The organism is Enterobacter vonholyi (assembly GCF_040834095.1).
Taxonomy (GTDB): Bacteria; Pseudomonadota; Gammaproteobacteria; order Enterobacterales; family Enterobacteriaceae; genus Enterobacter; species Enterobacter vonholyi.
The window spans coordinates 2196662-2220293 of record NZ_CP162152.1; the positions used below are offsets into that span (position 1 = coordinate 2196662).

The following is a 23632-nucleotide window of genomic DNA, read 5'->3' on the forward strand; positions in this document are numbered from 1 at the left end:
TTTGAATACGACATTATTTAGTTACAACATACTATTGTCTTTGTTTTTAAAAAACACATGCAGCACCGTGCGGTTTTCGTTACTCAGGGGAGAAAATGCAATGTTCCGTTAACATGCTTGCAACGGTGACGGGGATCACGTTTAATAGCCTCGCTCTTTTCTTTCCTGAAACTCACTATGATCGTTCGTCCTAAACAGCACTGGCTACAACTGATTTTTGTCTGGCACGGTTCGGTACTTCCCAAGATCTATACCCGATTGCTGCTCAACTTCCTGCTTTCTATCGCCGTTATCCTTATGCTGCCGTGGTATACCTCGCTGGGGATCAAATTTACCGTGGCGCCATTCAGCATTCTCGGCGTGGCGATCGCTATCTTTCTGGGTTTCAGAAACAACGCCTGTTATTCACGCTACGTCGAGGCGAGGCTGCTCTGGGGGCAGCTGATGATAGCGGCACGCTCGCTGTTTCGCGAGGTAAAAAACACCTTGCCTGACGATAAGCACCTGGGCGAATTTGTCCGCCTGCAGATTGCTTTTGCCAACTGCCTGCGCATGACCCTGCGCCGGGAGCTGAACGCCGAGCAACTCTCTCGCTATCTTGCTGCGGATAATTTACGTCACGTGATGAGCGCCAACTCACCGGCGAACCGTATTTTACTGATCATGGGGGAGTGGCTGGCCGTGCGGCGGCGAAACGGGCAACTCTCAGACATTCTGTTCCATAGCCTGAACAATCGTCTGAACGACATGTCTATCGTCCTTTCCGGCTGCGAGCGCATTGCAACCACGCCGGTACCGTTTGCCTATACGCTGATTTTGCACCGCACGGTATATCTGTTCTGCATCATGCTGCCGTTCGCGCTGGTTGTGGACCTGCACTACATGACGCCCTTCGTTTCGGCGCTGATCTCCTACACCTTTATCTCGCTGGACACCCTTGCGGAAGAACTGGAAGATCCGTTTGGCACCGAAGATAACGACCTGCCGCTGGACGCCATCTGCAATATGATGGAACGCGATCTGCTGCAGATGAACGATGAAGAGAACATCCCGGAAAGGCTGATGCCGGATAAACATTATCAGCTGACCTGACGGGCGTTCCACTCTTCGCGGGTGATTTCCCACAGCTCGGAGTCCAGCATCCCGCTGACGTAGGCTTTCTTTTCCGTCCTGATAAGCCGCATGCCGCTACTGTCTGAAATACGCCGGGAGCGGCTGTTGGCGGCGGCTTTCGGTGCGCGCAATACGGGTTTGTTTAGCGTATTGAACCAGTAATCCGTCGCGGCAATACTGGCTTCGCGCATATATCCGTGCCCCTGAAATTCCGGCGCGAGCCAGAACCCGCGGTTGTTGTCCTCGACGTCGTACAGGCAAATAATGCCCATCAATTCATCCGGCATATCGCGTCGCCGGATGCTCCAGAACCAGGCAATCCCTTTTGCCATATCCGGCAGCGCCACGTTGTTGACATAGTTTTCCGCGCCGTTATCCGGGTAGGGCCAGGGCACGGAGGAGACCATATAACGGACAATCTCCCAGCGCGGATATAGCTTTTGTATCTGGACGGCATCTTCCGCTACCAGCGGTTTCAGCAGTAAGCGTTCTGTCGTGAGCGTCGGTATCGTCATGCGCTGATCTCCCTTTTTAGGCGTTATGCTTTTGTTTGCGTTCTGGTATTTTCATCTATATGACGTTCTGTTTAGTTGCGTTGTAACGTATTTACTACCAAAATTTTGCTCTGCTGAGCGTTCGACTACCATCAGATTAGTTGGGCTAACTTACCTACCCACATAAGGAATAATGTATGGTTTTGCCTGGAATGAATCCTGAGACCAATCTCCCCGGTTATGATTATGCGCGAATGGCAGGTTTAGGGGCTGCAGATTTCGATTTCAAAGCACTGGGTTCCGCCATGGACTGTAATCGCGAATTTGCTCAGGCCGGTATCATTTATTCTGATGGTACTCAACGCTACCTGGTTCGCTCTGGTCAGCGTCATCCTAATGGCCAAAGTGGTATTGTAACCCACGTAATTGTAACGAAAGCGAACTCGCAGCCATCCACCTCCAGCGTAGGTAAATCATTGACTGACGCTGTGACATCGACATCCATGGGTACTGAGCTTGCGTCGACTGTACTATCCTGTGGCGCGATGATCATTACTGGAGGTGTAATGCTTGCAGGCACGGCAGCAACACCTCTTACCGCAGGAGGCAGTGGTGTTTTAGTGGCTATCGGCTACGCTGGTACTCTCGCTACCGGATTACAATGTGTTAACGGTCTTTATCGAATTTATGATCTGGTTGAAAACGGTGGCGGAAATGTTGCATGGCTCGATACGCAAGAATGGTACGTCGCCACCTCCACATCACTGGATGTAATTTCGTTAGCAAGTGCAGGTGGGGCATTAAAAGAAGCCGTTACCACCTGGCGTGCAATGAAATCCATATCTTCCTTGAAAGCCACTGAATGGTTAAAAAGCTATCCTCGTCAGGATCGTGCTCGTTTGACCGAATTGATAATTCGCGCGCAAAACCCCGGTATAAGCAACAAAGAAATCAAGGCTCTTATCCGCGCGGGTCTTTATCCGAAACGCTTTCCAACCGGGCCGGTTCAGGTAGAACTCACTCGACAACTTGGGCAAGTGGTAACAAGTGCCGCAGCATTGGCAGGAAGTGCGGTGAGCGGCGTTATTGCAGCGCCCAGTAACTTACCACGGACCGGTAAATACATTATCGGTACCATTCAGTCACTGGCGGTATTCTGATGAAGTTTTTGAGTTTGTTAACCGGACGGGTTTTCCAGGATCTCCTGCAACATGGTAGAGATATAGAGGAGGCTATTGCTCGTCGTGATACCCGCCTTCTGGATAATTCCACTCCCGAGCTGGAACGGTATTTTTCGCGACCCCTCAGCGAGCTTCCGCGTCAAAATCCTTACCCGGTAGCTATGCTGTTACCTCTGTTTTTAGTGGCGTTTGCGCTAAACCTTTTGCCTTTTCTCAGCACGTTGCAGGGTTTGTCACCTTTACATCATGCATTGAGCTTTTTCTTACCATCATTGACGATGACAGGCGCGCTCATTGTGACAAGCGTACTACTGGCTCGTGGAAAGACGTCGGGATTGTCGGGCTTTATGGCGTTGTTCATCATCCTGCTGATAACGACCCTCGTTCAGGTTCTACATGTCATGCTTTCTCATGATGGAAGCCTCTGGCCACACGTCATTGCATCTTTCGCGCTGTTACTTTGTCGGGTGGTGATGAACGGCAGCGGCTTTGTTCTATTTACGCTCTATTGTCGTACTCAGCGTCTTGCCAGATTGGCACGGGAAATGCGGCTAAAAAGCCGTTAAAGGGGGAGGTTATGACATTACGAAAAGCCACGCCGCAGGAAGCCGAAACACTCTGGAACATTCGCAACCAGGCGATTCGTCACGGCTGTAAAACCAGTTACGACGCCGAGGTCATTGCGCGCTGGACGCCGGATCTCATGCCCGAACGCTATCGGCAGATGGTCATTGAATACCCTTTTTACGTGGTGGAAGATGAAAAGGGCGACGTTGCGGCGACCGGCTATCTGGATCTGGATACCCACTGTCTGGAGGCGATATTCACCTTGCCCGCGGCATTCGGTAAAGGCATGGCAACACGGATTATTGAGGCGCTCAAAAATGAAGCCCGTAGCCGGGGGATAACCCGTCTGAGGCTGGATGCAACGCCTAATGCCCAGTCGTTTTATCAGAAGCTGGGGTTTGTCACGCTGCGCGAAAACTATCATCATTCGCGTATGGCGGGGGCTGATTTACGCTGTTTTGAAATGGCGATCGACTTGTAATGTGAGGAACACATGGCCGTCACGGTAAGACCTCTATGCGAAAACGATTATTCCCAATGGCGACCGCTGTGGGATGGCTATACCCATTTTTATGATTGCTACCTCGAGGAATCCGTCACCGCAGCGACGTGGGAAAGGGCGCTCTCAGCGCATTCACCGATGTTCTGCCGGGTGGTCGAGAAGGACCAAAAGGTCATCGGTTTCGCGATGTGTATTCTGCATGAAGGAACCTGGTCTACCGCGCCCATCTGCTACCTGGAAGATCTGTTTGTTGATGCCGATGAACGCGGGGCGGGAGCAGGTAAAGCGCTCATTGACGCCCTGATTGAGGAAGGCAAGCGCGAAGGGTGGTCAAAACTGTACTGGGTCACCCGGGAGAACAACCCGGCGCGTAAACTCTATGACAAATACGGTGAGGCTGACGATTACGTCCGCTATCGTCTCTCCATCTAAGACTCCAGCACCTGTGTTTGTATCACACTGTATCAAGGTCCCGGATACATACACAGGCTTGCAATAAACCCGCTTTCGCACATATCCGCTATACACTGCAGTGTTGTTATATCCCCGTGAATTGTAATCAACCGGAGATACCAACATGTTTAGCAAACTCGCGTACTCGACCCTTGCACTGACCATTTCTCTTGGCACCGTGATGTCCTGTCAGGCTGAAGTCACCGGCACGAATATCGCGGCCGCCTTTGATCATCCGCAGCAAATTAACGCCGGCGATCTGAACGTCGGTTATGTCGACCTCGGCCCGAAAGACGGTCAGCCGGTTATTTTACTGCACGGCTGGCCCTATGATATTCACAGCTACGCCGAGGTTGCACCCGCACTGGCGGCAAAAGGCTATCGGGTGATTGTGCCTTCTCTGCGCGGCTACGGCACCACGCGCTTCCTGTCAGCCAAAACGCCGCGCAACGGCCAGCCTTCAGCCATGGCAAAAGATATTGTGAACCTGATGGACGCCCTGAATATTAAGCAGGCGGTATTTGCAGGATATGACTGGGGTGCCCGAACGGCAGATATCGTTGCGGCGCTGTGGCCCGAGCGCGTTAAGTCACTTGTTTCAGTGAGCGGGTATCTCATCAGCAGCCAGCAGATTGGCAAACAGCCGTTGCCGCCAAAAGCGGAGCAGCAGTGGTGGTATCAGTTCTACTTCGCCACCGCGCGCGGTGCTGAAGGCTATGCGAAAAACACGCATGACTTCGCCCGTTTAATCTGGTCTCAGGCATCGCCTGACTGGAAATTTAGCGATGCTGTCTTTAACGCCAGCGCCAAATCCCTCGACAATCCGGACCACGTCGCCGTGACGCTCAGCAACTATCGCTGGCGCTTAGGGCTGGAAAAAGGTGAGCGCAAATACGACAGCTACGAGCAGAAACTGGCCACGCTGCCGAATATCACCGTTCCAACGATCACCATCGAAGGTGGGAACAACGGCGCGCCGCATCCTGCACCGCAGGCCTATGCGGGTAAATTTACCGGTAAGTACGAGCACCGCACTTTTGGGGCCACCGTAGGGCACAACCCGCCTCAGGAAGATCCGCAGGATTTTGTTAAGGCCGTTGTTGACGCTGACAAACTCTGAAATGTGCTATTTTCAGTACGTTACCCTTCGGTCTGGAGATTTCGGTGGAGCATATTGATCATATCCTTGTCGTCGATGACGACAGGGATATTCGTGAACTGATTGTCGATTACCTCGCTAAGTCTGGTTATCGCGCGACGGGCGCGGCCAACGGCAAAGAGATGCGCGTCGTGCTGGATAAACAGCATATCGACCTGGTTGTGCTGGATGTCATGATGCCCGGCGATGACGGCCTTACGCTGTGTCGAGAGCTGCGCGTCGGGAAACATAAAGATCTCCCCATCCTGATGCTGACGGCGCGCAACGAGGAGACGGACAGGATCCTGGGTCTGGAGATGGGCGCGGATGACTACGTGGTGAAACCATTTGTCGCCCGCGAGCTGCTGGCGCGTATCAAAGCGATTTTACGGCGTTTTCGCACGATGCCGCCCAATCTACAAGTGACGGAAGCAGGGCGGCTAGTGATGTTTGGTGAATGGCAGCTCGATACCGTCGCTCGCCACTTAATCGATCCGGAAGGGGTAATTGTGGCGCTCAGCGGCGCGGAGTATCGGCTGCTGCGCGTTTTCCTTGACCATCCGCAGCGCGTGCTGACCCGTGACCAGCTGCTCAACCTGACGCAGGGGCGAGACGCCGAGCTGTTTGAACGCTCAATCGACCTGCTGGTTAGCCGGGTTCGCCAGCGTCTCAACGAAGATGCCCGCATGCCCGCTTATATCAAAACCGTGCGCAGTGAAGGCTACGTCTTTACGATGCCGGTGACCATCAAAGAGGTTAACGAATGAGGCTCTGGCCACGCTCGCTGCTGGCCCGTTTGCTGCTCGTCGTGCTGGCCGGTCTGCTGCTGGCTAACGCCCTGAGCCTGACGCTGGTCATGGTTGAACGCATGCACAGCGCACGCACGGTGATGCTCGGTAATCTGGAAAACGATGTCGCAACCAGCGTCGCCATATTAGACCGCTTACCGGCGAGCGAACGTGCCGCCTGGCTGCCGCGGCTTGAACGGGGTAACTATCGTTATATTCTGGGCACAGGGGAACCTGGCGCAGCGCCGACGGATAAGCGTTCGCAAGATGCTATCCGAACCTTAAAAGCGACGCTTGCCGCGCATTACCCGCTTAGCTTTACCGCGGTTCCCGGCGCCATTTCGCATATTCAGGCCCATCTTACGTTACGCGATGGCGCACCGTTGACCATTGACCTGATCCCGCGCATGCCGCCCGTCGCCAGCTGGCTACCGGTCGTTCTCATCCTGCAGCTGCTGGTTCTGGCTGTCTGCTCCTGGATAGCCGTGCGGCAGGTCGTGCGGCCTTTTTCACACTTTACCCGCGCGGTGGATGCGCTGGATCCGGCGGCCAGCACGCCAATGACGGAAAAAGGGCCGCTTGAGGTGCAGCGGGCAGCGCATGCCTTCAACGCCATGCAGGCGCGCATTCAGTCTTATCTCCGGGAACGCGCGCAGATCCTGGCCTCGATTTCTCACGATCTCCAGACGCCCATTACCCGCATGAAGCTCCGCGTCGAAATGGCCGGAGAGCCTGAACTTCGCGACAAAATCCTGAACGATCTTGATAACATGTCTCGTCTGGTGCGGGAGGGCATTGCGTATGCCCGGTCATCGGAATCACTGGAGGAGACGTCGCTTAAGCTGGAGCTGAACGCCTGGATCAACAGCATCGCCTGCGATTACCAGGACATTGGTAAAAACGTGCACTTTCAGGCAGGCGAAGCCCGCTTGCCCATCGTCACGCGGCCGCAGGCGCTTCGCCGGGTGATGACCAATCTGCTGGATAACGCCCTCAAATTCGGCGAGCATGCTGCGATTTCAGTAGACGATTCATCAGACAGCGAGGTCATTATTCACATTGTGGACGACGGACCGGGGATCCCCGAAGCCGAGCTTGAGGCAGTTTTACAGCCGTTTTATCGGGTTGAAACCTCGCGCAACCGCGAGACTGGCGGGACAGGACTCGGACTGGCGATCGCCGCGCAGCTCACCGCTCAGCTGGAAGGAAAGCTCAGGCTGGCGAACCGTAACGGGGGCGGGCTGGACGTCTCCATTACGCTACCGCGCCGTGAGTAAAATTGTACGGCTTTGTATCTCCCTGCCTGGGCGATACAGAGCCAGACAAAACCCTCGCATTTACACATATCCTGAACACATCCGCACGCTGAAATAGCCTCACTGCAGCGTCGCAGGACTTGTATTGTGAGGTATCTATGTTTCTGGTTATCGCTTTTCTGGGTGGGATGATAAGCCTGCTCAGCCCATGTACGCTCCCGGTTATTCCACTTTTGTTCGCCGGTTTCCAGGGCCAGCGTCGGCATATTCTGGCCCTGCTTGCTGGGATGATCGTGATGTTTACCCTGGTGGCGATGGCCGTCACCGTCGCCAGCGAGTGGATCGCAGAGGCAACCATCGTCGGGCGCTGGATCGCGCTCGTCATTCTGGCCACTGCCGCGCTAGCCTTAATTTTTCCGTCTTTCGCCCAGCGTATTGCGGGACCGGCCGTCAGCGCGGGCAATGTTCTCAACAGCCGAAGCGGGCAAACGCGCGGAATGGCATCGGCTTTTCTGGCCGGGCTTGCTGTAGGACTGCTCTGGTCTCCCTGCGCCGGTCCCATTCTGGGTGCGATTTTCGGCATTAACATTGCGGGGCATTCCGCTATTACCACCGGCGCTCTGCTGGCCGCCTATGGCAGCGGATGCGCAATGATGCTGGGATTACTCGTCATTGGAGGCCGCACGCTGATGGCACCTTTAAGGGCAAAATCGGCGCTAATGGAAAAGCTGCGACAGGGTGCAGGCGTTGTGATGTTAGCGACCGTCGCATTTAACGCGACGGGGATGACTTCGCTTCTTAAAGGGGCAAACGGCGTCTCGGACCGTCTTGAAACCGCGCTGTTAAATCTGACGAAACCCACAGCCACGCCAGTGAAGCTTGAGCCGATAGTGATTACAGAGCCCAGCAGTCAGCTGCCTTCGCTCAGCGGTGGAACAGGGTGGGTGAACGGTGACCCTGTCACGTCTGAATCGTTACGCGGGAAGGTTGTACTTATTGATTTCTGGACGTGGGACTGCATTAATTGCCAGCATACGCTCCCCCATGTGCGGGAGTGGGCCACTAAGTACCAACCGCAGGGTCTGGTGGTGATCGGAGTTCACACCCCGGAATACCCCTGGGAAAAACCGCTTTCGTCGGTTAAAAATGCGGTGAATAAATGGCAACTGCCGTATCGGGTGGTCACGGATAACAACTATAAAATCTGGAATGCTTTCGGCAACCAGTACTGGCCAGCGCATTACTTTTTTGATGCCAAAGGGCAGCTGCGCTATACCGCCTTTGGCGAGGGTGACTATGAGCAACAGGAAAAGGTTATCCAGCAGTTGCTCAAAGAAGCTCGGTCATAGCCCGTTCAGGGCTGGCGTTGAGCCACGATAAACAACCGGGGGAAAGCCAGCAGTATCTGCCCGTTTTCCTGGAGCGGATACTGCTCTTCCAGCAGTTCATGGTAGCGTTTCAGGAAACGTTTCTGCTCGCTTTCATTCAGTTCCTGGAGCCAGGGCCGCAGGCCGGTGGCGCTTACCCAGTCAATAATGGCCTGATGAGAGCTCATTTTGTGATAATAGGTCGTCCGCCAGATATCCACGTCACAGCCAGCCTCCGACAGAATATCGTAATAAGCATGTACGCCTGGCAGAGGCTCGCGGCCACGGTCTGGGTAGTCTTGCTCAAGCGCCACTTCACGCATCGCCACATGGGTCGGTTCCAGCCAGTTGTCAGGCATCTGGATCGCCAGTACGCCATTTAGCTTAAGCAGGGAGACAAGATGCGGCAGGAGATCGTAGTGGTCCGGAACCCATTGCAGCGACGCGTTGGCATAAATCAGGCCCAGCGGCTGGCCAGGCTTGTACTGACGGATATCGGCCTCAATAAAGTGGCAGTCAGGTAAGGCTGCGCGCGCTTCCTCAAGCATGGCAGGGGAGTTATCGACCCCGGTAATGTGAGCAGAAGGCCAGCGATGCTTCAACAGCGCCGTGCTGTTTCCTGGTCCACAGCCCAGATCAGCGATGGTAGCGATCTCATCCAGAGGAATTCTGGCGAGCAGTTCTGCAGCTGGACGCGTTCTTTCTGCGCCAAATTGCAGGTAAAGAGAAGGGTTCCAGTCGGTCATCATCAATTCTCCGTTTGGCATGCTTCTGCAAGAATAGCACAGGCAGGCGCCTTCAAAGCGGTACGGGAGAGGTTCAGGGCAGATGAATTCCGCAGTTTCTGTGAAACAAAAGAGAGGAAAAAAATAAGAAAACGGAAATATTACCCCTTAAAGGATTAAGGGGCAATGTTTTTATTGTAATAATTTTATGATTATTGTTTTTTAATATTTTATCGGCAAAGTGCTTCTTATGTTCTGTACCCGAAACTTTAAATATTAGATAATAATCGATGGGTATATCCCTGGTGTTTCATAGGTCTTTGACCTCCTGACCGCTTAGTTTTACGAGAACTTCGTGGTCAGGTACTTTTTAAGTATAGGGAATATGCGGCACAATGAAAGCTGTCCTAAGAGACAGGTGAAACTAGTTTCAGGTGTTATTATCAGGAACATGAGAATGAATTCTGTCATTGAATTTTTTTTACACGACTACGATGATTTACCACCAGCATTAGCGCGCGAACTCTACAGACTCAGGAGAAAAACTTTTCGGGACCGACTCGACTGGAAGGTGGAATGCGTCGAAGGTATGGAAAAGGATCAATTTGATTCCCATAACACGACATACTTACTGGGTATGTATGATGGGCAGCTGCTATGCGGCGCGCGATTTATTAACGCAACGCAGCCGACAATGATAAGCGAGATCTTTCACAACTATTTCGATAATCCCATTGTTTTTCCAGCAGATGTTCCCTGCTGTGAAGTGAGTCGTTTATTTTTAGATAAAGAAACACGAGACTCCGCAAGCCTTCAGGGCGTGCCCGCCAGTAAAGCATTGTTTCTTGCAATGATTATTTATTGCATTAAGAATAAATATCATGGGATGTACGCAGTAGCCAGCCGTGGTATGTATGCCATATTTCGCCATGCTAACTGGAAAGTTGAGGTTATTCAGCGCGGTGTTTCTGAAAAAGGGGAGGTTATTTACTATATTTACATGCCTGCCAGTATAGGCATTATTGAAGACATTATTAGCAAAGATAAATCCAGTCACTGGCTTCGCGAAATGCTCGAGCATCTACACCATTTATAACCAGTGGCTGAGGCTTACTCCTCCAGTAACCGGAGTTCCGTTCCAAGTTTTATTGCGTGTCTGGCATTATTCACACCGAGTTTTTTCATTATATTGCCCATATGGAATTTAACGGTGCGCTCGGCAATAGACAAAATAACAGCAATTTCTGCGTACGTTTTCCCGGCACTGACCCATTTAAGGATTTGGCGCTCACGTGGCGACAAGAAAACATTCTTTTTCTGCTGATGCTGACTATACAGATTGAGTGTCTTCTGATGTAACTGAACAAGGAAGCGTAGAAATTGCGGCCGATACTTATCTATGTCAATGCCAGAATGCTTAGGACTGATGACGGATAAGACAACAAGATTATTCAGATAGTCATGCAGAGGAAACGTCTGTCCCTGGTAAATATCATACTGGACACTTTCGTCGAAAATGCGTGTCAGGTTATAACCATCCGACAGCACGACATCACTTTCCCAGAAAAAATCTTCAACACAGCGCAAAGCCCTAATAATGACAGGGTCAATGAACTGGTATTTTCTTTCAAGGTAGATATTAAACCACTCAGGGCTATTATTGATTATCCTCATCTGTGAAGGATCTTTCTTGTTCATAATAGCGTAGGCAAAGACGATCCCTTTGAAATCCTCAAAAAACGCGTCAAGCTCACTCTGAATTAGCGTATTGATCGTTATGTCGTTGTAATATGTATCCTTCACGTGAGATGCTGCCTCCTGTTCGAATGGAGGAGCAAGTATAATATGCTTCGTTATCCGTAGCGAGTCGCATTTTAATCCAGATAACAGATAAGACAGGCTACCTCAGCGGGCAGCCTTGTGAACGTTTGGCATTTTTGAATGGTAAATGCAGATGACTCAGGGAATTGTTGATGATTTTATCGAATTGCGAAATCGTTCACTAAATATAGTAGGCTGCAAAATTTAGGAGGTTTTCCCTTTTCTTACGCGTAACGTACAAGCATACCGTTTACATACGTCTATAAATCAGGATTTAAACCAGTAGGTTACAGAATACCTTTAAGGGCAACATGATACAGCAGCATGATGGTTTTACCGTCGACAATCTTGCCCGTTTCAATGCTGCGTAAAGCCTCTTCAAGGGTCATTTCCAGCACGTCGATATCTTCTCCTTCAGCCTTGATCCCGCCGCCTGCGCTGGTTCTGTCATGTGGTTGGTACTCGGCAAGATAAAAGTAGAGTTTCTCCGTGACGGAGCCTGGGCTCATATAGGCTTCAAAGATTTTCTGCACGCGCGAAACGTGAAATCCGGTCTCTTCTTCCGCTTCTGCTTTAATGCGGCTTTCGGGATCCATGTTGTCCAGCAATCCTGCTGCTGCCTCAATTAAATCGTCTTCATGGCCGTTGATAAAGACAGGGAAGCGGAACTGGCGCGTCAGGATCACCGTCTTTTTCTCACGGTTATAGAGTAAAATCGTCGCGCCGTTGCCACGGTCATAGACTTCCCGATGCTGCCGCTGCCATTCACCATCACGCCGCTGCAGGTCAAAGGTGTATTTTTTGAGGATGTACCAGTTGTCTGACAGGGTTTCACTGTCGATGATGCGCACATCTGCACGTTTTGATTGCACGAATGTCCCTCCTTACGTAGAGTAATGATCATAAACAGCATCATCATGCATGTTCAGGGTAAAACATGCAACATCAGGAATTCACCATGCTCACCAGTCAGCGAAAACAATTGATCCTTGAGAAGCTGGGTGCCGAAGGTCAGGTACAGTCAAAAGCGCTCAGCATTCTCTTCGACGTCTCTGAAGACACCATCCGGCGCGATCTGCGCGAGCTGGCGGCAGAAGGGCGTTTGCAGCGTGTTCACGGCGGCGCACTGCCGTCATCTTCCGCTATTGCTCCGTTTGCCGAACGGCAATCCGTGAAGATGGATGCGAAAAAAAGGGTGGCCCGAAAAGGGGCACAGCTAATTTCATCAGGCCAGGTGGTGATTGTCGACGGTGGCACGACAACCTCCGAGCTGATTACGTTTTTCCCTCCTGACTTGCGCATCACCGTGGTGACGCACAGCCCGAGCATTGCTCTGGGGCTCGTTGATCATCCTTCCATTGAGGTGATTTTGATCGGCGGACGCTTGTATAAACATTCAATTGTTGCGGTCGGCGCTGCGGCCATCGAAGGCATAGCGAATATACATGCGGACCTATTCTTTATGGGCGTGACCGGCATTCATCCTGACGCGGGGCTGACAACCGGTGATTTCGAAGAGGCATGCATCAAACGTGCATTTTCCGGCAGAGCCGCGGAGACGGTTGTTCTGGCTTCTCCGGAAAAGATCAACACCGCGTCTTCGTTTGTGATTGGCGATGTGTCTTCGGTAAATACCATCGTCGTTGAAGACGGTACAGATAAGGACTGGATCCGCGCGGTATCGGAAAAGGGCGTATCCGTCGTGCTGACCTCAGATCGTGACACCCTCTGACAGCCAGCCTTTGACCACGGGCTGGCTGGCGTCCCGGATTAAGCTTCTGGAATGTTCTCAAGCGCGGTATAAACGATGAGACCATATTTTCGGGCTACTTCAATATCCATATCGGCGCCTTTAGACGCACCGGCAATACGATAAATCGCATCGCATTTAGCGATGAGCCGGTGAGCAACGGGGTACAGCATCGCTTCGCTGATTTCATCACCCACCGTTATTGAGCCTGCGGCTTTTGCCAGCGGCAACGCAAGCCATTCACCGATGACCGGAATGTGGCCACGCTGGTATACGGCTAATGCTGCGCTTTCGAGACGCGCCAGATTCTCATCAATTCGTGCCTGAACGCCATCGGTTCCGCTGCGATAGGGACCGGCAATTAAAATCAACTGTTGTGTCATAAATACCTCTGTCAGTGTTGTTGCATGAAAATGCACATTTACAGACGAGACTTTACGACATCACTGGCCAGAAATACAGCTTTTCGTGCAGTATCGTGCAGAAAACCGCATGAGTAAATCGTTTTACGGGTTCTGAAAGACCCGTTGAGCTACTCGCTCTCCGGCGTATGGCACACGGCCTCGATGTTATGTCCATCAGGTGAGATGACAAAAGCGGCATAATAATTTTCACCGTACGAACGCAATCCCGGCCCGCCGTTATCACGTCCGCCAGCGCGCAGCGCGGCATGGAAAAAATCATCAACCTGCTGACGCGTATTAGCCACAAACGCCAGATGCAGGGGCGCGGGTTTGTCATTTGTATGGAAAAGGCAAAGTGAAACGTCCCCGGAGCTCATTTCAACACCATACTCCGGCGCGCCTTCATCGATGATTTTTACCCCAAGCGGGCGAAGCGCCTCGAGGAAGAAAGTTTTACTTTTTTCATAATCGCTGACGCCGAATTTCACATGATCGAACATTATCGACTCCTCAAAAGAGATAGAGAAATGAAGAGTATAGAAGGTGAGAGGAGTCGAATACGATAAAAGGCGTGTCAATGTGACAGGTATTTCTCTACATAGCAGACCGTTTCCGCCCAACAAATGTCCAGCGCAGGTAGTCGTAAATCCAGTTAAACAGTAACGTGTACGGCAGGAAAAACAGTACAAGACCGATCTCAACAAAAAATGCCTCAGTCACTGTAAGATTCAGCATAACCATCGCGACAGGAATTAGGGTGATGATGAGTCCCGTTTCAAAACCTACCGCATGGATCGCTCGAATGAGAAACGTCCGTTGAAAGCGGTATTTTTTCTGCAGCGAGTCGAAGAGTTTATTAAAAATAAAATTCCAGACCGTTGCGGTAAGGGCGGATATCACGGACAACGAGCCCGACTGGAGTATCGACACGTTCATCAGCCAGGCAAGAGACAGCGCGATAATAATGTTGGCCATCACTTCAAAAATGACTGCGTGGAAAATTCTCTCTTTAACACTTTTATTTAATTCAATTTCCATTTGCTTAGGGCTGCGTTTTCAAAAGCTGAAGTATATCAGACCTCGTTCAACCCTTTCCAAACGTACAGGTTATGTTAAATGCAGCCCAGGCCCGCTAATGTGGAATGTACAGCTTCAATAAGAGGGGTCTGGGGCTCATGGCCCAAAAAGGAAATCAGTTTTGAATTATCCATTTCTATTGACTGCTCCCAGAGATAACGCATCTCCTGCATTTCATGAAGTGTGGTATTAAAGGGGCTTATCGCCGAGATAAGCCACCAGGGAAACGATTTCACCTTCGCCTGAATACCGGCACGCTCCGCGACGTGCTTTATGGCGGTAGTCATCGCTGCCCCGTCAGGCTCCCAATGCCCGCGCATATGGAAACTGGCAAACGGTTCGAGTTCCTCCCGACGCGACAGCAGTGCAACGAGCGTTTCGGCGACATCCGGCAGATAAGCCCACTGGTGGCCTGCGCCGGTTTTCCCTGGGTTTTGAATTATCTTCGGTGGTTGCCCCGGTTTGACCAATCCCTGCGAAAACCAGTTATTGCCGGCATGGGGACCAAAAAAGTCACCTGCACGTAAAATCAGCACCTTTCCGCCACGCTGCGCATAGTCTGCGAGTTCCTGCTCCATTTGCACCCGTATAGCGCCTTTTCGGGTAAACGGATTCTGAGGAGAATCCTCGCGTAAGAGGGGAAAAGCATCCGGGCCGTAGTTATAAATCGTGCCCGGCAGAACGATTAACGCACCGTTTCGCTCCGCTGCATTTATGGTGTTATGCAACATGGGCAAAACCAGCTGTTCCCAGTTTCGATAACCCGGCGGGTTTACGGCATGGACAATAACGCTGCATTCGGACGCCGCTGCCTCAACCTGTTCTGCATTCTGCGCATCACCGCTTATCCACGAAATGCTTTTGTTGCGATCGTCAGTTTTCGGAGCGCTGCGGCGCAATGCATGCACATCCCATTCGTCACGGATCAATTTGCGGGCTATTTCGCCACCGATCCCCCCCGTTGCGCCCAGTATCAGTACCTTATTTGTGTTTTTCATCGTTTGACCCTTATTGGATATCTGCTTGACATCATAATGACGACACGGGCTAAATGTAATTGCATAATATCAGCCAGCAGGTATTCATTTTTGTATGAAGCTAAATATCCCGTGGGAATGGTATCGCACCTTTCTGGCCGTGATGAGGGAAGGGTCTTTGTCAGGGGCCGCACGCAGGCTTGCCATTACTCAGCCAACCGCCGGACGCCATATTGCGGCGTTGGAGTCAGCCCTGGGCCTTGTTTTATTTACCCGTTCGCAGACAGGATTACAGGCCACGGATGCAGCCGTTGAGCTGAAGGGCCATGCGCAGGCGATGGAAAATACGGCCATGATGATTGAGCGGTCGGCAGCCAGTTTCAGTTCCGGCGCAACCGGATTACGAGGCATTGTGCGCGTCGCCGCTAGTGAAATCATCGGCACGGAGGTTCTGCCTCCAGTGATCGCACAAATAAAGGAAGAATACCCGCAGATAGTTATTGAACTGGTTCTGTCTAATCGCGTTCAGGATTTACTGAACCGGGAAGCGGATATTGTCGTACGCATGGCCACGCCGGTGCAGGAGCAACTGATTGCACGTAGGATGGGCAGGGTTGAAATAGGTCTGCATGCCGCGCCAGCCTATCTGTCACGATGTGGTGCTCCGGAAAGTATTGATGAGTTATTCACCCATACGCTCGTGGGTTTCGATAATACGACTCCCTTTATTTTACAGGCACTTAAACAATATCCACAGCTAAGCCGTGAATTTTTTACCGTGCGGAGCGACAGTGATATTGCACAATTAAACCTCATTCGTGCAGGAGTAGGTATCGGTATGTGCCAGGTACAACTGGCCGATTTTTCTCCGCCGTTACAGAGGGTAATGCCTGATTTCTTTGCATTTCATCTCGACACATGGCTGGTGATGCATGAGGATTTACGCCATAGCCAGACCTGTAAAACGGTGTTTGATTATCTTGCGGAGGGTTTGCAGGCTTATATCAACAGAGAAAAAAAAAAGTAAACCCTGGAAGAACGGCATTGTTAAGCTGGCGTGCGCTGGACGCACCGTGAGATAGCCAGTTCAGAAGCCATCAGCATTCAGGCCAACAGGCCAACGATGTCAGCAAAACGTCAGATTTTGCCTGATTCCATATTGGTGCGCATAATGTATATTATGTTAAATTGCATTCATGGTTCTATTCTCCATGGTGCTTTCATGCAGAAATCAGGACGTTGGTGTCCTCCCTTCTCGATAAAATCCACCGTCGATTACAAACCTTTTAGTTGGCTGAAGAAATGGGTAAACCTGTGGGTCTACACACCATGGGTATTCCGGCGGCAATCAGTACTCTCGGGGTAATTGTTAGCTTCGCGATTCCTCAGCTGTGGTTGGGCTATGGCGTATTCGCCGCACTCGGCCAGCCAGCCGAACGCGTATTCGTGTGGATTGTGCTGATCGCCCTACTGTTCGCAGGCATCAACGGCGTGACGATGTTTATGATTGGCAAAGGAAGCATGCGCGCCGTGCGGTTACATCTTACGCTGGCGGTGATAAGTCTGGTATTAACGGCAGCCTATCTGCTGGCCGCGCTGAGCGGTAGCGCTGCTCCGGGCGTCAGTCTGGCCGCTGCGATGGTGAGTACCGTCATGCTGGGGCTTAGCGGCAGCTGCATCTTCTCTACCGCTTTCTATAAGATGCTGCTATTTACTCTGCATAACAGAGCCTGGCGCAAACTGATCAGCAAGGCGCGCTAAGCATTCATCACGCAAAAACCCGCCGCTAACGGCGGTTTTTTTATGGTTTTTTAAGCCTGCGCAACCAAATCAACTTATACGCCGCAGGGATAATAAACAGCGATAGCAGCGGAGCCGTGATCATGCCGCCAATCATTGGCGCCGCTATCCGGCTCATGACTTCTGATCCGGCACCGGTTCCCCACAAAATGGGCAGCAGACCGGCAATAATCACCGCAACGGTCATCGCCTTTGGCCGCACGCGCAGCACGGCGCCATGATAAAGGGCGTCATCAAGTCCCTGTACGGTGAAGGTTTCCCGATAGGATAACGTCGGATGCGCTTCAACGGCATGACGCAAATACATCAGCATTACCACCCCAAATTCTGCCGCCACCCCGGCCAGAGCGATAAAGCCGGTGCCGGTTGCCACAGACATATGGAAGCCTTGCCAGTACAGGAACCATATCCCCCCGACCAGGGCGAACGGCAGACTCATCAGGATCAGCAACGCTTCATCCACGCGACGGAATGCCAGATACAGCAGAATGAAGATGATCATCACCGTCATCGGTACCATTAGCTTCAGTTTCTTGTTGGCGTGCTCGAGCAGTTCGAACTGTCCGGAGAATGACACGCTGGTACCCGGTCTCAGCTTTACGTTCTGACTGATGGCCGTTTTAATGTCGTTCACTACGGACACCATATCCCTGCCACGGGCATCAATATAAATCCAGCTTGCAGGTCGGGCATTCTCCGTTTTTAGCATCGTGGGGCCGGAAACGACGTTGATATCCGCCACATCGCCCAGCGTGATCTGCTGTTTCATCGGCGTCAGGATCGGCATCTGCCTCAGCGCGGTCGGGCTGTTTCGGTAGTCCTGAGGATAGCGAATATTAATCGGGTAGCGGGCGACGCCTTCCACCGTTTCTCCCACCGTCGCGCCGCCGATGGCCGAGGAGACGAACAGCTGCACGTCGCCCACCGTCATCCCGTAGCGGGAGGCTTTTTCGCGGTTGATATCAACGTTAATGTAGCGCCCGCCTTCCAGACGTTCAGCCAGGGCTGACACCACGCCCGGCACCGTTTTAGCTACCGCTTCAATACTCTGCGCCGTGGCGTCGATATCAGCCAGAACGGTACCTGACACCTTGATGCCAATGGGGCTTTTAATCCCGGTTGAAAGCATATCGATGCGGTTGCGGATGGGCGGAACCCAGAGATTCGCCAGGCCAGGCAAACGAACGGTCTTATCGAGTTCGTCAACGATCTTGTCAATCGTCATTCCGGGTCGCCACTCATTCTCCGGCTTAAGCTGAATGGTGGTTTCCACCATTTCAAGCGGTGCGGAGTCCGTGGCCGTTTCGGCTTTACCGGTCTTGCCGAAGACAGAGGCCACTTCAGGGACGGTTTTTATTAACTTGTCCGTGGTCTGTAACAATGCCGCCGCTTCTGCCGGTGAGACGCCGGGCAACGTCGACGGCATATACAGCAGGTCACCTTCATTTATCTTTGGCAGGAACTCGCCACCCACCTGGCTCAGGGGCCAGATCACCGTGAAGATGGATAAGGTCGCAACCAGCAGGGTGGTTTTAGGCCAGTGGAGCACCCGAATCAGAAGCGGATGATAGGCGTTAATCAACAGTCTGTTCAGAGGATTACGGGTCTCTGCGGGGATTTTACCCCGGATCCAGAATCCCATCAGAATGGGGATCACGATGATGGCCAGCGCGGCCGCCCCTGCCATAGAGTACGTTTTGGTGAAGGCCAGCGGACCAAACAGCCGCCCTTCCTGCCCCTCGAGGGTAAAGATGGGAATGAACGACAAGGTGATGATCAGCAGGCTGATAAACAGCGCGGGGCCAACCTCTACAGAGGCGTTGGTGATGACCTTCCAGCGGGTGACGTTGTCAATCGGCTTCCCCGGGTGGTGGTGATCCCACTCTTCCAGCCGTTTGTGCGCATTTTCAATCATCACGATAGCGGCATCCACCATTGCGCCGACGGCAATGGCAATGCCTCCCAGAGACATGATATTGGCGTTCAGCCCCTGGAAATGCATAACGATGAAGGCAATACACAGGCCAAGCGGCAGAGAGATAATCGCCACCAGCGCTGAGCGAATGTGCCAGAGGAACAGCGCGCAGACGATGGCCACCACGATAAACTCTTCGAGAAGCTTGCCGCTCAGGTTATCAATAGCCCGATCGATAAGCTGGCTGCGATCGTAAGTAGTCACAATCTCAACGCCTTCCGGCAGGCTGGCCTTCAGCGTTTCCAGCTTGTCTTTCACCGCCGTTATGACCTCGCGCGCGTTTTTACCCGAACGCAGGATCACCACTCCGCCCGCCACTTCACCCTGCCCGTTCAGCTCGGCAATACCACGGCGCATTTCCGGCCCCGTTTGTACGCGGGCAACATCATGCAGGTAAATCGGCACGCCGTTCTCACCGGTTTTCAGGACGATGTGATTGAAATCATCGATGGTCTGCAGATAGCCGCTGGCCCGGACCATATATTCCGCTTCCGCGAGTTCTACGGACGATCCCCCCGCTTCCTGATTAGACGATTCAAGGGCCTGCTTAACCTCAGGCAGGCTGACGCCGAACTGCGCCAGCTTTAACGGGTCAACCTGAATCTGATACTGCTTCACCACGCCGCCGACGGAGGCCACCTCGGCCACGTTCGGGATAGTTTTTAGCTCAAACTTCAGGAACCAGTCCTGCAATGATCGCAGCTCGGCGAGATCGTGTTTTCCGCTGCGGTCCACCAGCGCATACTCAAATATCCAGCCTACGCCCGTGGCGTCCGGGCCGATTTCCGAGCTCACGCCGGCAGGGAGTTTGCTCTGAACCTGGTTCAGGTACTCCAGCACGCGCGAACGGGCCCAGTACAAATCGGTGCCATCTTCAAAAATGACGTACACATACGAATCACCAAACTGCGAAAAACCGCGCACTGTCTTTGCGCCGGGAACCGACAGCATGGTGGTGGTGAGTGGATAGGTTACCTGGTTTTCAACAATCTGCGGGGCCTGGCCGGGATAGCGGGTTTTGATAATCACCTGCACGTCAGACAGATCGGGTAAGGCATCGACAGGCGTGTTAATAATCGTCCATGTGCCCCAGACGCTGAGGAACAGCGCCCCCATCATGACCAGGAAACGATTGGCCACTGACCGTCGGATAATCCATTCAATCATCATCGTCTCCTTAATGGCCAGAATGCGCGTCTTCAGTTGTTTCAGCGTGGCGCATGCGGTCCAACGCACCGGTAATATTGGCCTCCGAGTCAATCAGGAACAGACCGCTGACCACCACCGACTCCCCCTCCTCCAGTCCGCTACCAATGCCGGACTGCTGCTGAGATTCATGCAGAACGCGGATCCTTTTCGGTATAAAATTCCCGTTCGTATCAACGGTAATAACGCGCTGCTCTTTGCCGGTATCAATAACGGCCTGAGACGGAATCAGCAGCATTTCCTGACTTTGGGTATTCAGCTTCAGGTAGGCATTCATGCCCGGTTTCAGCAGCTCATCCTTGTTGGAGACCTGCAGGCGCACCTGCAGCGTACGGGTGGTTTGATCCACGCTCGGCAGAAGACTCCATTTTTCAACCGGGAAGGATTTATCCGGCCAGGCCGGTATCGAAACAGCAAACTGCGAGGTATCTTTCAGCAGATAAGCAATGGACTCAGGGACCGCCGCACCGATCCAGACCGGATCCATCCCCTGAATTTGTGCCACCACCTTTTCTTTCGAAATATTCATCCCGGTGCGCAGGTCAAATGCCGTAATCACCCCGTCGATCGGCGCCCTGATGGTAAACCGGGTCTGGATCGTGCGGGTCGCACGCAGCCTCTGAATATCCTCATCCGGCATACCCGCCAGCCGAAGCCGTTCCAGAACCCCTTTGATTTGCGTCGGCGTTCCGCCGGTGCCGGATAACAGCAGAAACTCGCTCTGCGCCTCTACCCAGTCCGGAATGGTGATATCAATCAGCGGCGTGCCTTTCTTTACCTTATCGCCCGTCGTCAGCGGGTACACGTTCTCCACGAAGCCTTCCGCGCGCGCCTGCACAATGACAAACTGATAGTCGTTATAGCTAACGTTGGCCGGGATCGTCTGGGCATAATTCAGCGTTCCGCGCGTCACCTTTTGCGTTTTTAACCCCAGATTCTGAACCTGCGTCGGATCGATACGGATACCGCCACTGCTTTTATTCTCGTTTTCATCCGCATATTTCGGTACCAAATCCATATCCATAAATGGTGATTTACCGGGCTTATCGAATTTCACGTCTGGTTTCATCGGGTCATACCAGAAAAGTACCCTTCTTTCAGAGACGCTATTTTCTGTTTTTTCAGATGAATGAAACGCCTGCAAAGCCGTCACCGATATCAGCCCTCCCGCAATAAGGCTGCTGACTATCATGGCAGCATATTTTATTTTGAATGAGGCCATGCCGTTTCTCGCTATTTAATGCTCTTCAGTAAAGAGATATTGCCCTGCTGAACAAATGAAAAATCAACATGACTGCCGACTTTCAATGCATTGATACTCTCGTCAGCCTGAATAAAGGTGAAACGCATGGTCATCGCGGGCCAGCCAATCGCCGGGATCGCTTCATGAGAAATCGTCACTTTTTTGTTCGTCAGATCAATGTCCTTCACGATGCCGGTCGCGGTGATGAGCTGCTCTGAGGTCGCTTCGCTGGTAGAATTCATCCCCTCGTGCTGATGAACCTCAGCCTGGAGACTGGCTGAAAACATAATAATTGCACCAAATACAAGAGCCTTAAGAGAATTGCGCATGCTTATTTTCCTGTTTAATTAAATGAGGTTATTCGACCCAACCGCCGCCCAGCGCGGTGAAGAGATTAATTTCATTAACCTGTCGGGCATAAATAAGGTCGAGAATATTTTGCTGTGTAGCGAACAGAGAACGTTCCGCGTCCAGGACTTCGATATAGCTGACTGCACCGCTGGAATATAACCCGCCTGCACGTTGAAGAGTGATGCGGAGTGAATTAAGGTACCGCTGCTGCGCAGCAAGCTGCTGGTTGATGCTGTCCCGCAGCGCGAGCGCGTCGGCAACCTGTTTAAATGCGGCCTGTATTTTTTGTTCGTAATTAATAACCGACTGCTGCTGGCGAATTTCGGCCAGCTTCAGGTTTGCCTTATTCCTGCCCGCATTAAAAATGGGAATATCTATTTTAGGGATAAAATTCCACATCCCGATGCCCGCGGTAAACAGGCTGGATAATTCCGTACTGCCAGTTGAAAGCCCGCTGGTTAATGATATTGACGGGAAAAAGGCGGCACGCGCGGCGCCGATATTCGCATCGGCCGCTTTAAGCTGATACTCCGCTTCCAAAATGTCCGGGCGCTGCAGCAGTATCGCTGAGGAGAGATGAGGCGGCAGTTTTACCGGCGCAACGTCGCTGGCGTTCATGCCGCTCTCGCCCGGGAGCGCGCGATACGTGCCGAGGACCAGCTGCAGGGCATTATTGGCCTGCGCCAGCTCTCCCTCTCTTTTGGCAATCTCTGCCTGCGTGCTTTCGATCTGTCCCCGGGCCTGTTCCAGCGCCAGCACGTTCGTACTGCCCGTCACCAGCTGTTGCTCAACGAACGCATAAGACTGCCGGTAATTTTTCAGTGTATCCCGCGCGATACGCAGCTGTTTAAACGCAAGCTGCTGGTTGAAATAACTCTGTGAAACGTTAGAGACGAGCAGGATATGCACCGCGCGACGGGCCTCTTCGCTGGCGAAATAGCTTTGTCGGCCGGCCTCGCTCATGTTCTTCAGCTTGCCGAAGAAGTCGAGTTCATAGCTAAGCTCAAAACCCGCGTCGTACTGTTGAGAGGTCGGTTTGTCACTTTTCAACCCACCGCTGTAGGTGATACCCGAGGAGGCATTCAGCTGTGGATAACGATCCGCATCCGTCACGCTGAACTGCGCCCGTGCCTCTTCAACCTTCAGAGCGGCCATTTTTACATCGCGATTATTGTTCAGCGCTTCCGTAATCAGCCCTGCTACCTGCGGGTCGACGAAAAAGTTGCGCCACCCGGTGTCCTGATACCCCACCATCGCGGACGTCAGGCCGTTGCGCGAAAGTGAAAACTGCTGGGGTACCGGTGATGCCGGGCGCTGGTATTCGGGGGCCAGCGAGACGCAGCCCGCCAGGATAAATACCGTACTGATGCTGAGTCGTTTTAACAGGAACATAGCGGTTCAAATGAAGTCCAGAGTATTTTTAGGGCTACTCTACTGAACGCTT

Annotated in this window: 25 protein-coding genes; 13 read left to right on the forward strand and 12 right to left on the reverse strand. The window is 52.4% G+C overall.

Annotation, left to right across the window (positions count from 1 at the left end; genetic code table 11):
• Positions 1–177: 177 nt before the first annotated feature.
• Entirely contained in the window at positions 178–1092 is a 915-nt protein-coding gene (locus tag AB3N39_RS10415; protein ID WP_133294416.1) for a bestrophin family protein, read from the forward strand.
• Here AB3N39_RS10415 and AB3N39_RS10420 read toward each other — a convergent pair.
• Positions 1080–1628: a GNAT family N-acetyltransferase gene (locus AB3N39_RS10420; protein ID WP_111964593.1), complete on the reverse strand. Its 549-nt coding sequence runs from the start codon at positions 1626–1628 to the stop codon at positions 1080–1082. The genes AB3N39_RS10415 and AB3N39_RS10420 overlap by 13 nt on opposite strands.
• 176 nt (positions 1629–1804) lie before the next feature.
• On the opposite strand from AB3N39_RS10420, the gene AB3N39_RS10425 reads away from it, so the two are divergent.
• The 8 genes from AB3N39_RS10425 (at position 1805) to AB3N39_RS10460 (ending at position 8841) form a co-directional block, all read left to right on the forward strand.
• Positions 1805–2767 (forward strand): hypothetical protein, encoded by a 963-nt coding sequence (locus tag AB3N39_RS10425; protein WP_032674783.1) that lies wholly within the window; start codon positions 1805–1807, stop codon positions 2765–2767.
• Positions 2767–3354: a hypothetical protein gene (locus AB3N39_RS10430; RefSeq protein WP_133294417.1), complete on the forward strand. Its 588-nt coding sequence runs from the start codon at positions 2767–2769 to the stop codon at positions 3352–3354. Before AB3N39_RS10425 ends, AB3N39_RS10430 begins: the two co-directional genes overlap by 1 nt.
• A gap of 11 nt (positions 3355–3365) precedes the next feature.
• Entirely contained in the window at positions 3366–3836 is a 471-nt protein-coding gene (locus tag AB3N39_RS10435) for a GNAT family N-acetyltransferase (RefSeq protein WP_133294418.1), read from the forward strand.
• A 12-nt stretch (positions 3837–3848) separates the two neighbouring features.
• On the forward strand, positions 3849–4289 hold the full coding sequence (locus AB3N39_RS10440; protein WP_127730880.1) for a GNAT family N-acetyltransferase: 441 nt from the start codon (positions 3849–3851) through the stop codon (positions 4287–4289).
• A 145-nt stretch (positions 4290–4434) separates the two neighbouring features.
• On the forward strand, positions 4435–5430 hold the full coding sequence (locus tag AB3N39_RS10445; protein WP_111964590.1) for an alpha/beta fold hydrolase: 996 nt from the start codon (positions 4435–4437) through the stop codon (positions 5428–5430).
• 44 nt (positions 5431–5474) lie between these two features.
• Positions 5475–6215, forward strand: coding sequence for a response regulator (locus AB3N39_RS10450; protein WP_133294419.1), 741 nt, complete (start codon positions 5475–5477; stop codon positions 6213–6215).
• Positions 6212–7513, forward strand: coding sequence for an ATP-binding protein (locus AB3N39_RS10455; RefSeq protein ID WP_133294420.1), 1302 nt, complete (start codon positions 6212–6214; stop codon positions 7511–7513). The genes AB3N39_RS10450 and AB3N39_RS10455 overlap by 4 nt, the downstream gene beginning before the upstream one ends.
• A 137-nt stretch (positions 7514–7650) precedes the next feature.
• Positions 7651–8841, forward strand: coding sequence for a cytochrome c biogenesis protein/redoxin (locus tag AB3N39_RS10460; RefSeq protein ID WP_136194866.1), 1191 nt, complete (start codon positions 7651–7653; stop codon positions 8839–8841).
• A gap of 5 nt (positions 8842–8846) precedes the next feature.
• Here AB3N39_RS10460 and tam read toward each other — a convergent pair whose 3' ends face one another.
• The gene (gene tam, locus AB3N39_RS10465; protein WP_133295429.1) at positions 8847–9605 is read right to left on the reverse strand and encodes a trans-aconitate 2-methyltransferase; all 759 of its coding nucleotides are present in this window, start codon (positions 9603–9605) and stop codon (positions 8847–8849) included.
• A 436-nt stretch (positions 9606–10041) separates the two neighbouring features.
• Here tam and AB3N39_RS10470 point away from each other — a divergent pair, with 436 nt between their 5' ends.
• Complete coding sequence (locus AB3N39_RS10470; protein WP_127730890.1) at positions 10042–10680, forward strand: acyl-homoserine-lactone synthase; 639 nt, start codon at positions 10042–10044, stop codon at positions 10678–10680.
• 14 nt (positions 10681–10694) lie between these two features.
• Here AB3N39_RS10470 and AB3N39_RS10475 read toward each other — a convergent pair whose 3' ends face one another.
• Both AB3N39_RS10475 and AB3N39_RS10480 read right to left on the reverse strand, forming a co-directional pair.
• Positions 10695–11387 carry a LuxR family transcriptional regulator gene (locus AB3N39_RS10475; protein WP_111964585.1) on the reverse strand — a complete coding sequence of 231 codons (693 nt, stop codon included), beginning with the start codon at positions 11385–11387 and terminating at the stop codon, positions 10695–10697.
• Positions 11388–11692: 305 nt separating this feature from the next.
• Positions 11693–12277 (reverse strand): GDP-mannose pyrophosphatase, encoded by a 585-nt coding sequence (locus AB3N39_RS10480; protein ID WP_127730894.1) that lies wholly within the window; start codon positions 12275–12277, stop codon positions 11693–11695.
• Positions 12278–12363: 86 nt separating this feature from the next.
• Here AB3N39_RS10480 and AB3N39_RS10485 point away from each other — a divergent pair, with 86 nt between their 5' ends.
• Entirely contained in the window at positions 12364–13137 is a 774-nt protein-coding gene (locus tag AB3N39_RS10485) for a DeoR/GlpR family DNA-binding transcription regulator (RefSeq protein ID WP_127732783.1), read from the forward strand.
• A gap of 38 nt (positions 13138–13175) precedes the next feature.
• On the opposite strand, the gene AB3N39_RS10490 is transcribed toward AB3N39_RS10485, so the two are convergent.
• The 4 genes from AB3N39_RS10490 to AB3N39_RS10505 all read right to left on the reverse strand — a co-directional run bounded on the left by AB3N39_RS10490 (position 13176) and on the right by AB3N39_RS10505 (position 15634).
• The gene (locus AB3N39_RS10490) at positions 13176–13538 is read right to left on the reverse strand and encodes a DUF4406 domain-containing protein (RefSeq protein ID WP_115875067.1); all 363 of its coding nucleotides are present in this window, start codon (positions 13536–13538) and stop codon (positions 13176–13178) included.
• Between the two features lie 149 nt (positions 13539–13687).
• Positions 13688–14059 (reverse strand): VOC family protein, encoded by a 372-nt coding sequence (locus tag AB3N39_RS10495; protein ID WP_127730896.1) that lies wholly within the window; start codon positions 14057–14059, stop codon positions 13688–13690.
• 94 nt (positions 14060–14153) lie between these two features.
• Positions 14154–14597 (reverse strand): PACE efflux transporter, encoded by a 444-nt coding sequence (locus AB3N39_RS10500; protein ID WP_136194867.1) that lies wholly within the window; start codon positions 14595–14597, stop codon positions 14154–14156.
• Between the two features lie 74 nt (positions 14598–14671).
• A complete protein-coding gene (locus AB3N39_RS10505; protein ID WP_367897299.1) occupies positions 14672–15634 on the reverse strand; it encodes an NAD-dependent epimerase/dehydratase family protein in 963 nt (320 codons plus the stop codon).
• 94 nt (positions 15635–15728) lie between these two features.
• Between AB3N39_RS10505 and AB3N39_RS10510 the strand changes: the two genes are divergently transcribed.
• Positions 15729–16640, forward strand: a complete 912-nt coding sequence (locus AB3N39_RS10510; RefSeq protein ID WP_367897300.1) for a LysR family transcriptional regulator — start codon at positions 15729–15731, stop codon at positions 16638–16640.
• A gap of 287 nt (positions 16641–16927) precedes the next feature.
• On the forward strand, positions 16928–17374 hold the full coding sequence (locus AB3N39_RS10515; RefSeq protein WP_367897301.1) for a hypothetical protein: 447 nt from the start codon (positions 16928–16930) through the stop codon (positions 17372–17374).
• Positions 17375–17414: 40 nt separating this feature from the next.
• Here the strand turns inward: AB3N39_RS10515 and silA are convergent, their stop codons facing one another.
• The 4 genes from silA to AB3N39_RS10535 are packed head-to-tail and all read right to left on the reverse strand — an operon-like array spanning position 17415 to position 23580.
• Positions 17415–20555, reverse strand: a complete 3141-nt coding sequence (gene silA / locus AB3N39_RS10520) for a Cu(+)/Ag(+) efflux RND transporter permease subunit SilA (protein ID WP_367897310.1) — start codon at positions 20553–20555, stop codon at positions 17415–17417.
• Between the two features lie 10 nt (positions 20556–20565).
• Entirely contained in the window at positions 20566–21816 is a 1251-nt protein-coding gene (locus AB3N39_RS10525; protein WP_325848160.1) for an efflux RND transporter periplasmic adaptor subunit, read from the reverse strand.
• A gap of 11 nt (positions 21817–21827) precedes the next feature.
• On the reverse strand, positions 21828–22166 hold the full coding sequence (cusF, locus tag AB3N39_RS10530; RefSeq protein WP_143345123.1) for a cation efflux system protein CusF: 339 nt from the start codon (positions 22164–22166) through the stop codon (positions 21828–21830).
• Between the two features lie 28 nt (positions 22167–22194).
• Complete coding sequence (locus AB3N39_RS10535) at positions 22195–23580, reverse strand: efflux transporter outer membrane subunit (protein WP_367897302.1); 1386 nt, start codon at positions 23578–23580, stop codon at positions 22195–22197.
• Between the last annotated feature and the right edge of the window lie 52 nt (positions 23581–23632).

Bases quoted from the DNA above. Each gene is read 5' to 3' on its own strand.
- AB3N39_RS10535 (WP_367897302.1), bottom strand. From the start codon at position 23,580: ATGTTCCTGTTAAAACGACTCAGCATCAGTACGGTATTTATCCTGGCG.
- AB3N39_RS10485 (WP_127732783.1), top strand. From the start codon at position 12,364: ATGCTCACCAGTCAGCGAAAACAATTGATCCTTGAGAAGCTGGGTGCC.
- AB3N39_RS10420 (WP_111964593.1), bottom strand. From the start codon at position 1,628: ATGACGATACCGACGCTCACGACAGAACGCTTACTGCTGAAACCGCTG.
- AB3N39_RS10435 (WP_133294418.1), top strand. From the start codon at position 3,366: ATGACATTACGAAAAGCCACGCCGCAGGAAGCCGAAACACTCTGGAAC.
- silA (WP_367897310.1), bottom strand. From the start codon at position 20,555: ATGATTGAATGGATTATCCGACGGTCAGTGGCCAATCGTTTCCTGGTC.
- AB3N39_RS10510 (WP_367897300.1), top strand. From the start codon at position 15,729: ATGAAGCTAAATATCCCGTGGGAATGGTATCGCACCTTTCTGGCCGTG.
- AB3N39_RS10440 (WP_127730880.1), top strand. From the start codon at position 3,849: ATGGCCGTCACGGTAAGACCTCTATGCGAAAACGATTATTCCCAATGG.
- AB3N39_RS10425 (WP_032674783.1), top strand. From the start codon at position 1,805: ATGGTTTTGCCTGGAATGAATCCTGAGACCAATCTCCCCGGTTATGAT.
- AB3N39_RS10460 (WP_136194866.1), top strand. From the start codon at position 7,651: ATGTTTCTGGTTATCGCTTTTCTGGGTGGGATGATAAGCCTGCTCAGC.
- AB3N39_RS10455 (WP_133294420.1), top strand. From the start codon at position 6,212: ATGAGGCTCTGGCCACGCTCGCTGCTGGCCCGTTTGCTGCTCGTCGTG.
- AB3N39_RS10490 (WP_115875067.1), bottom strand. From the start codon at position 13,538: ATGACACAACAGTTGATTTTAATTGCCGGTCCCTATCGCAGCGGAACC.
- AB3N39_RS10470 (WP_127730890.1), top strand. From the start codon at position 10,042: ATGAATTCTGTCATTGAATTTTTTTTACACGACTACGATGATTTACCA.
- tam (WP_133295429.1), bottom strand. From the start codon at position 9,605: ATGACCGACTGGAACCCTTCTCTTTACCTGCAATTTGGCGCAGAAAGA.
- AB3N39_RS10415 (WP_133294416.1), top strand. From the start codon at position 178: ATGATCGTTCGTCCTAAACAGCACTGGCTACAACTGATTTTTGTCTGG.
- AB3N39_RS10445 (WP_111964590.1), top strand. From the start codon at position 4,435: ATGTTTAGCAAACTCGCGTACTCGACCCTTGCACTGACCATTTCTCTT.
- AB3N39_RS10505 (WP_367897299.1), bottom strand. From the start codon at position 15,634: ATGAAAAACACAAATAAGGTACTGATACTGGGCGCAACGGGGGGGATC.
- AB3N39_RS10525 (WP_325848160.1), bottom strand. From the start codon at position 21,816: ATGGCCTCATTCAAAATAAAATATGCTGCCATGATAGTCAGCAGCCTT.
- cusF (WP_143345123.1), bottom strand. From the start codon at position 22,166: ATGCGCAATTCTCTTAAGGCTCTTGTATTTGGTGCAATTATTATGTTT.
- AB3N39_RS10430 (WP_133294417.1), top strand. From the start codon at position 2,767: ATGAAGTTTTTGAGTTTGTTAACCGGACGGGTTTTCCAGGATCTCCTG.
- AB3N39_RS10500 (WP_136194867.1), bottom strand. From the start codon at position 14,597: ATGGAAATTGAATTAAATAAAAGTGTTAAAGAGAGAATTTTCCACGCA.
- AB3N39_RS10495 (WP_127730896.1), bottom strand. From the start codon at position 14,059: ATGTTCGATCATGTGAAATTCGGCGTCAGCGATTATGAAAAAAGTAAA.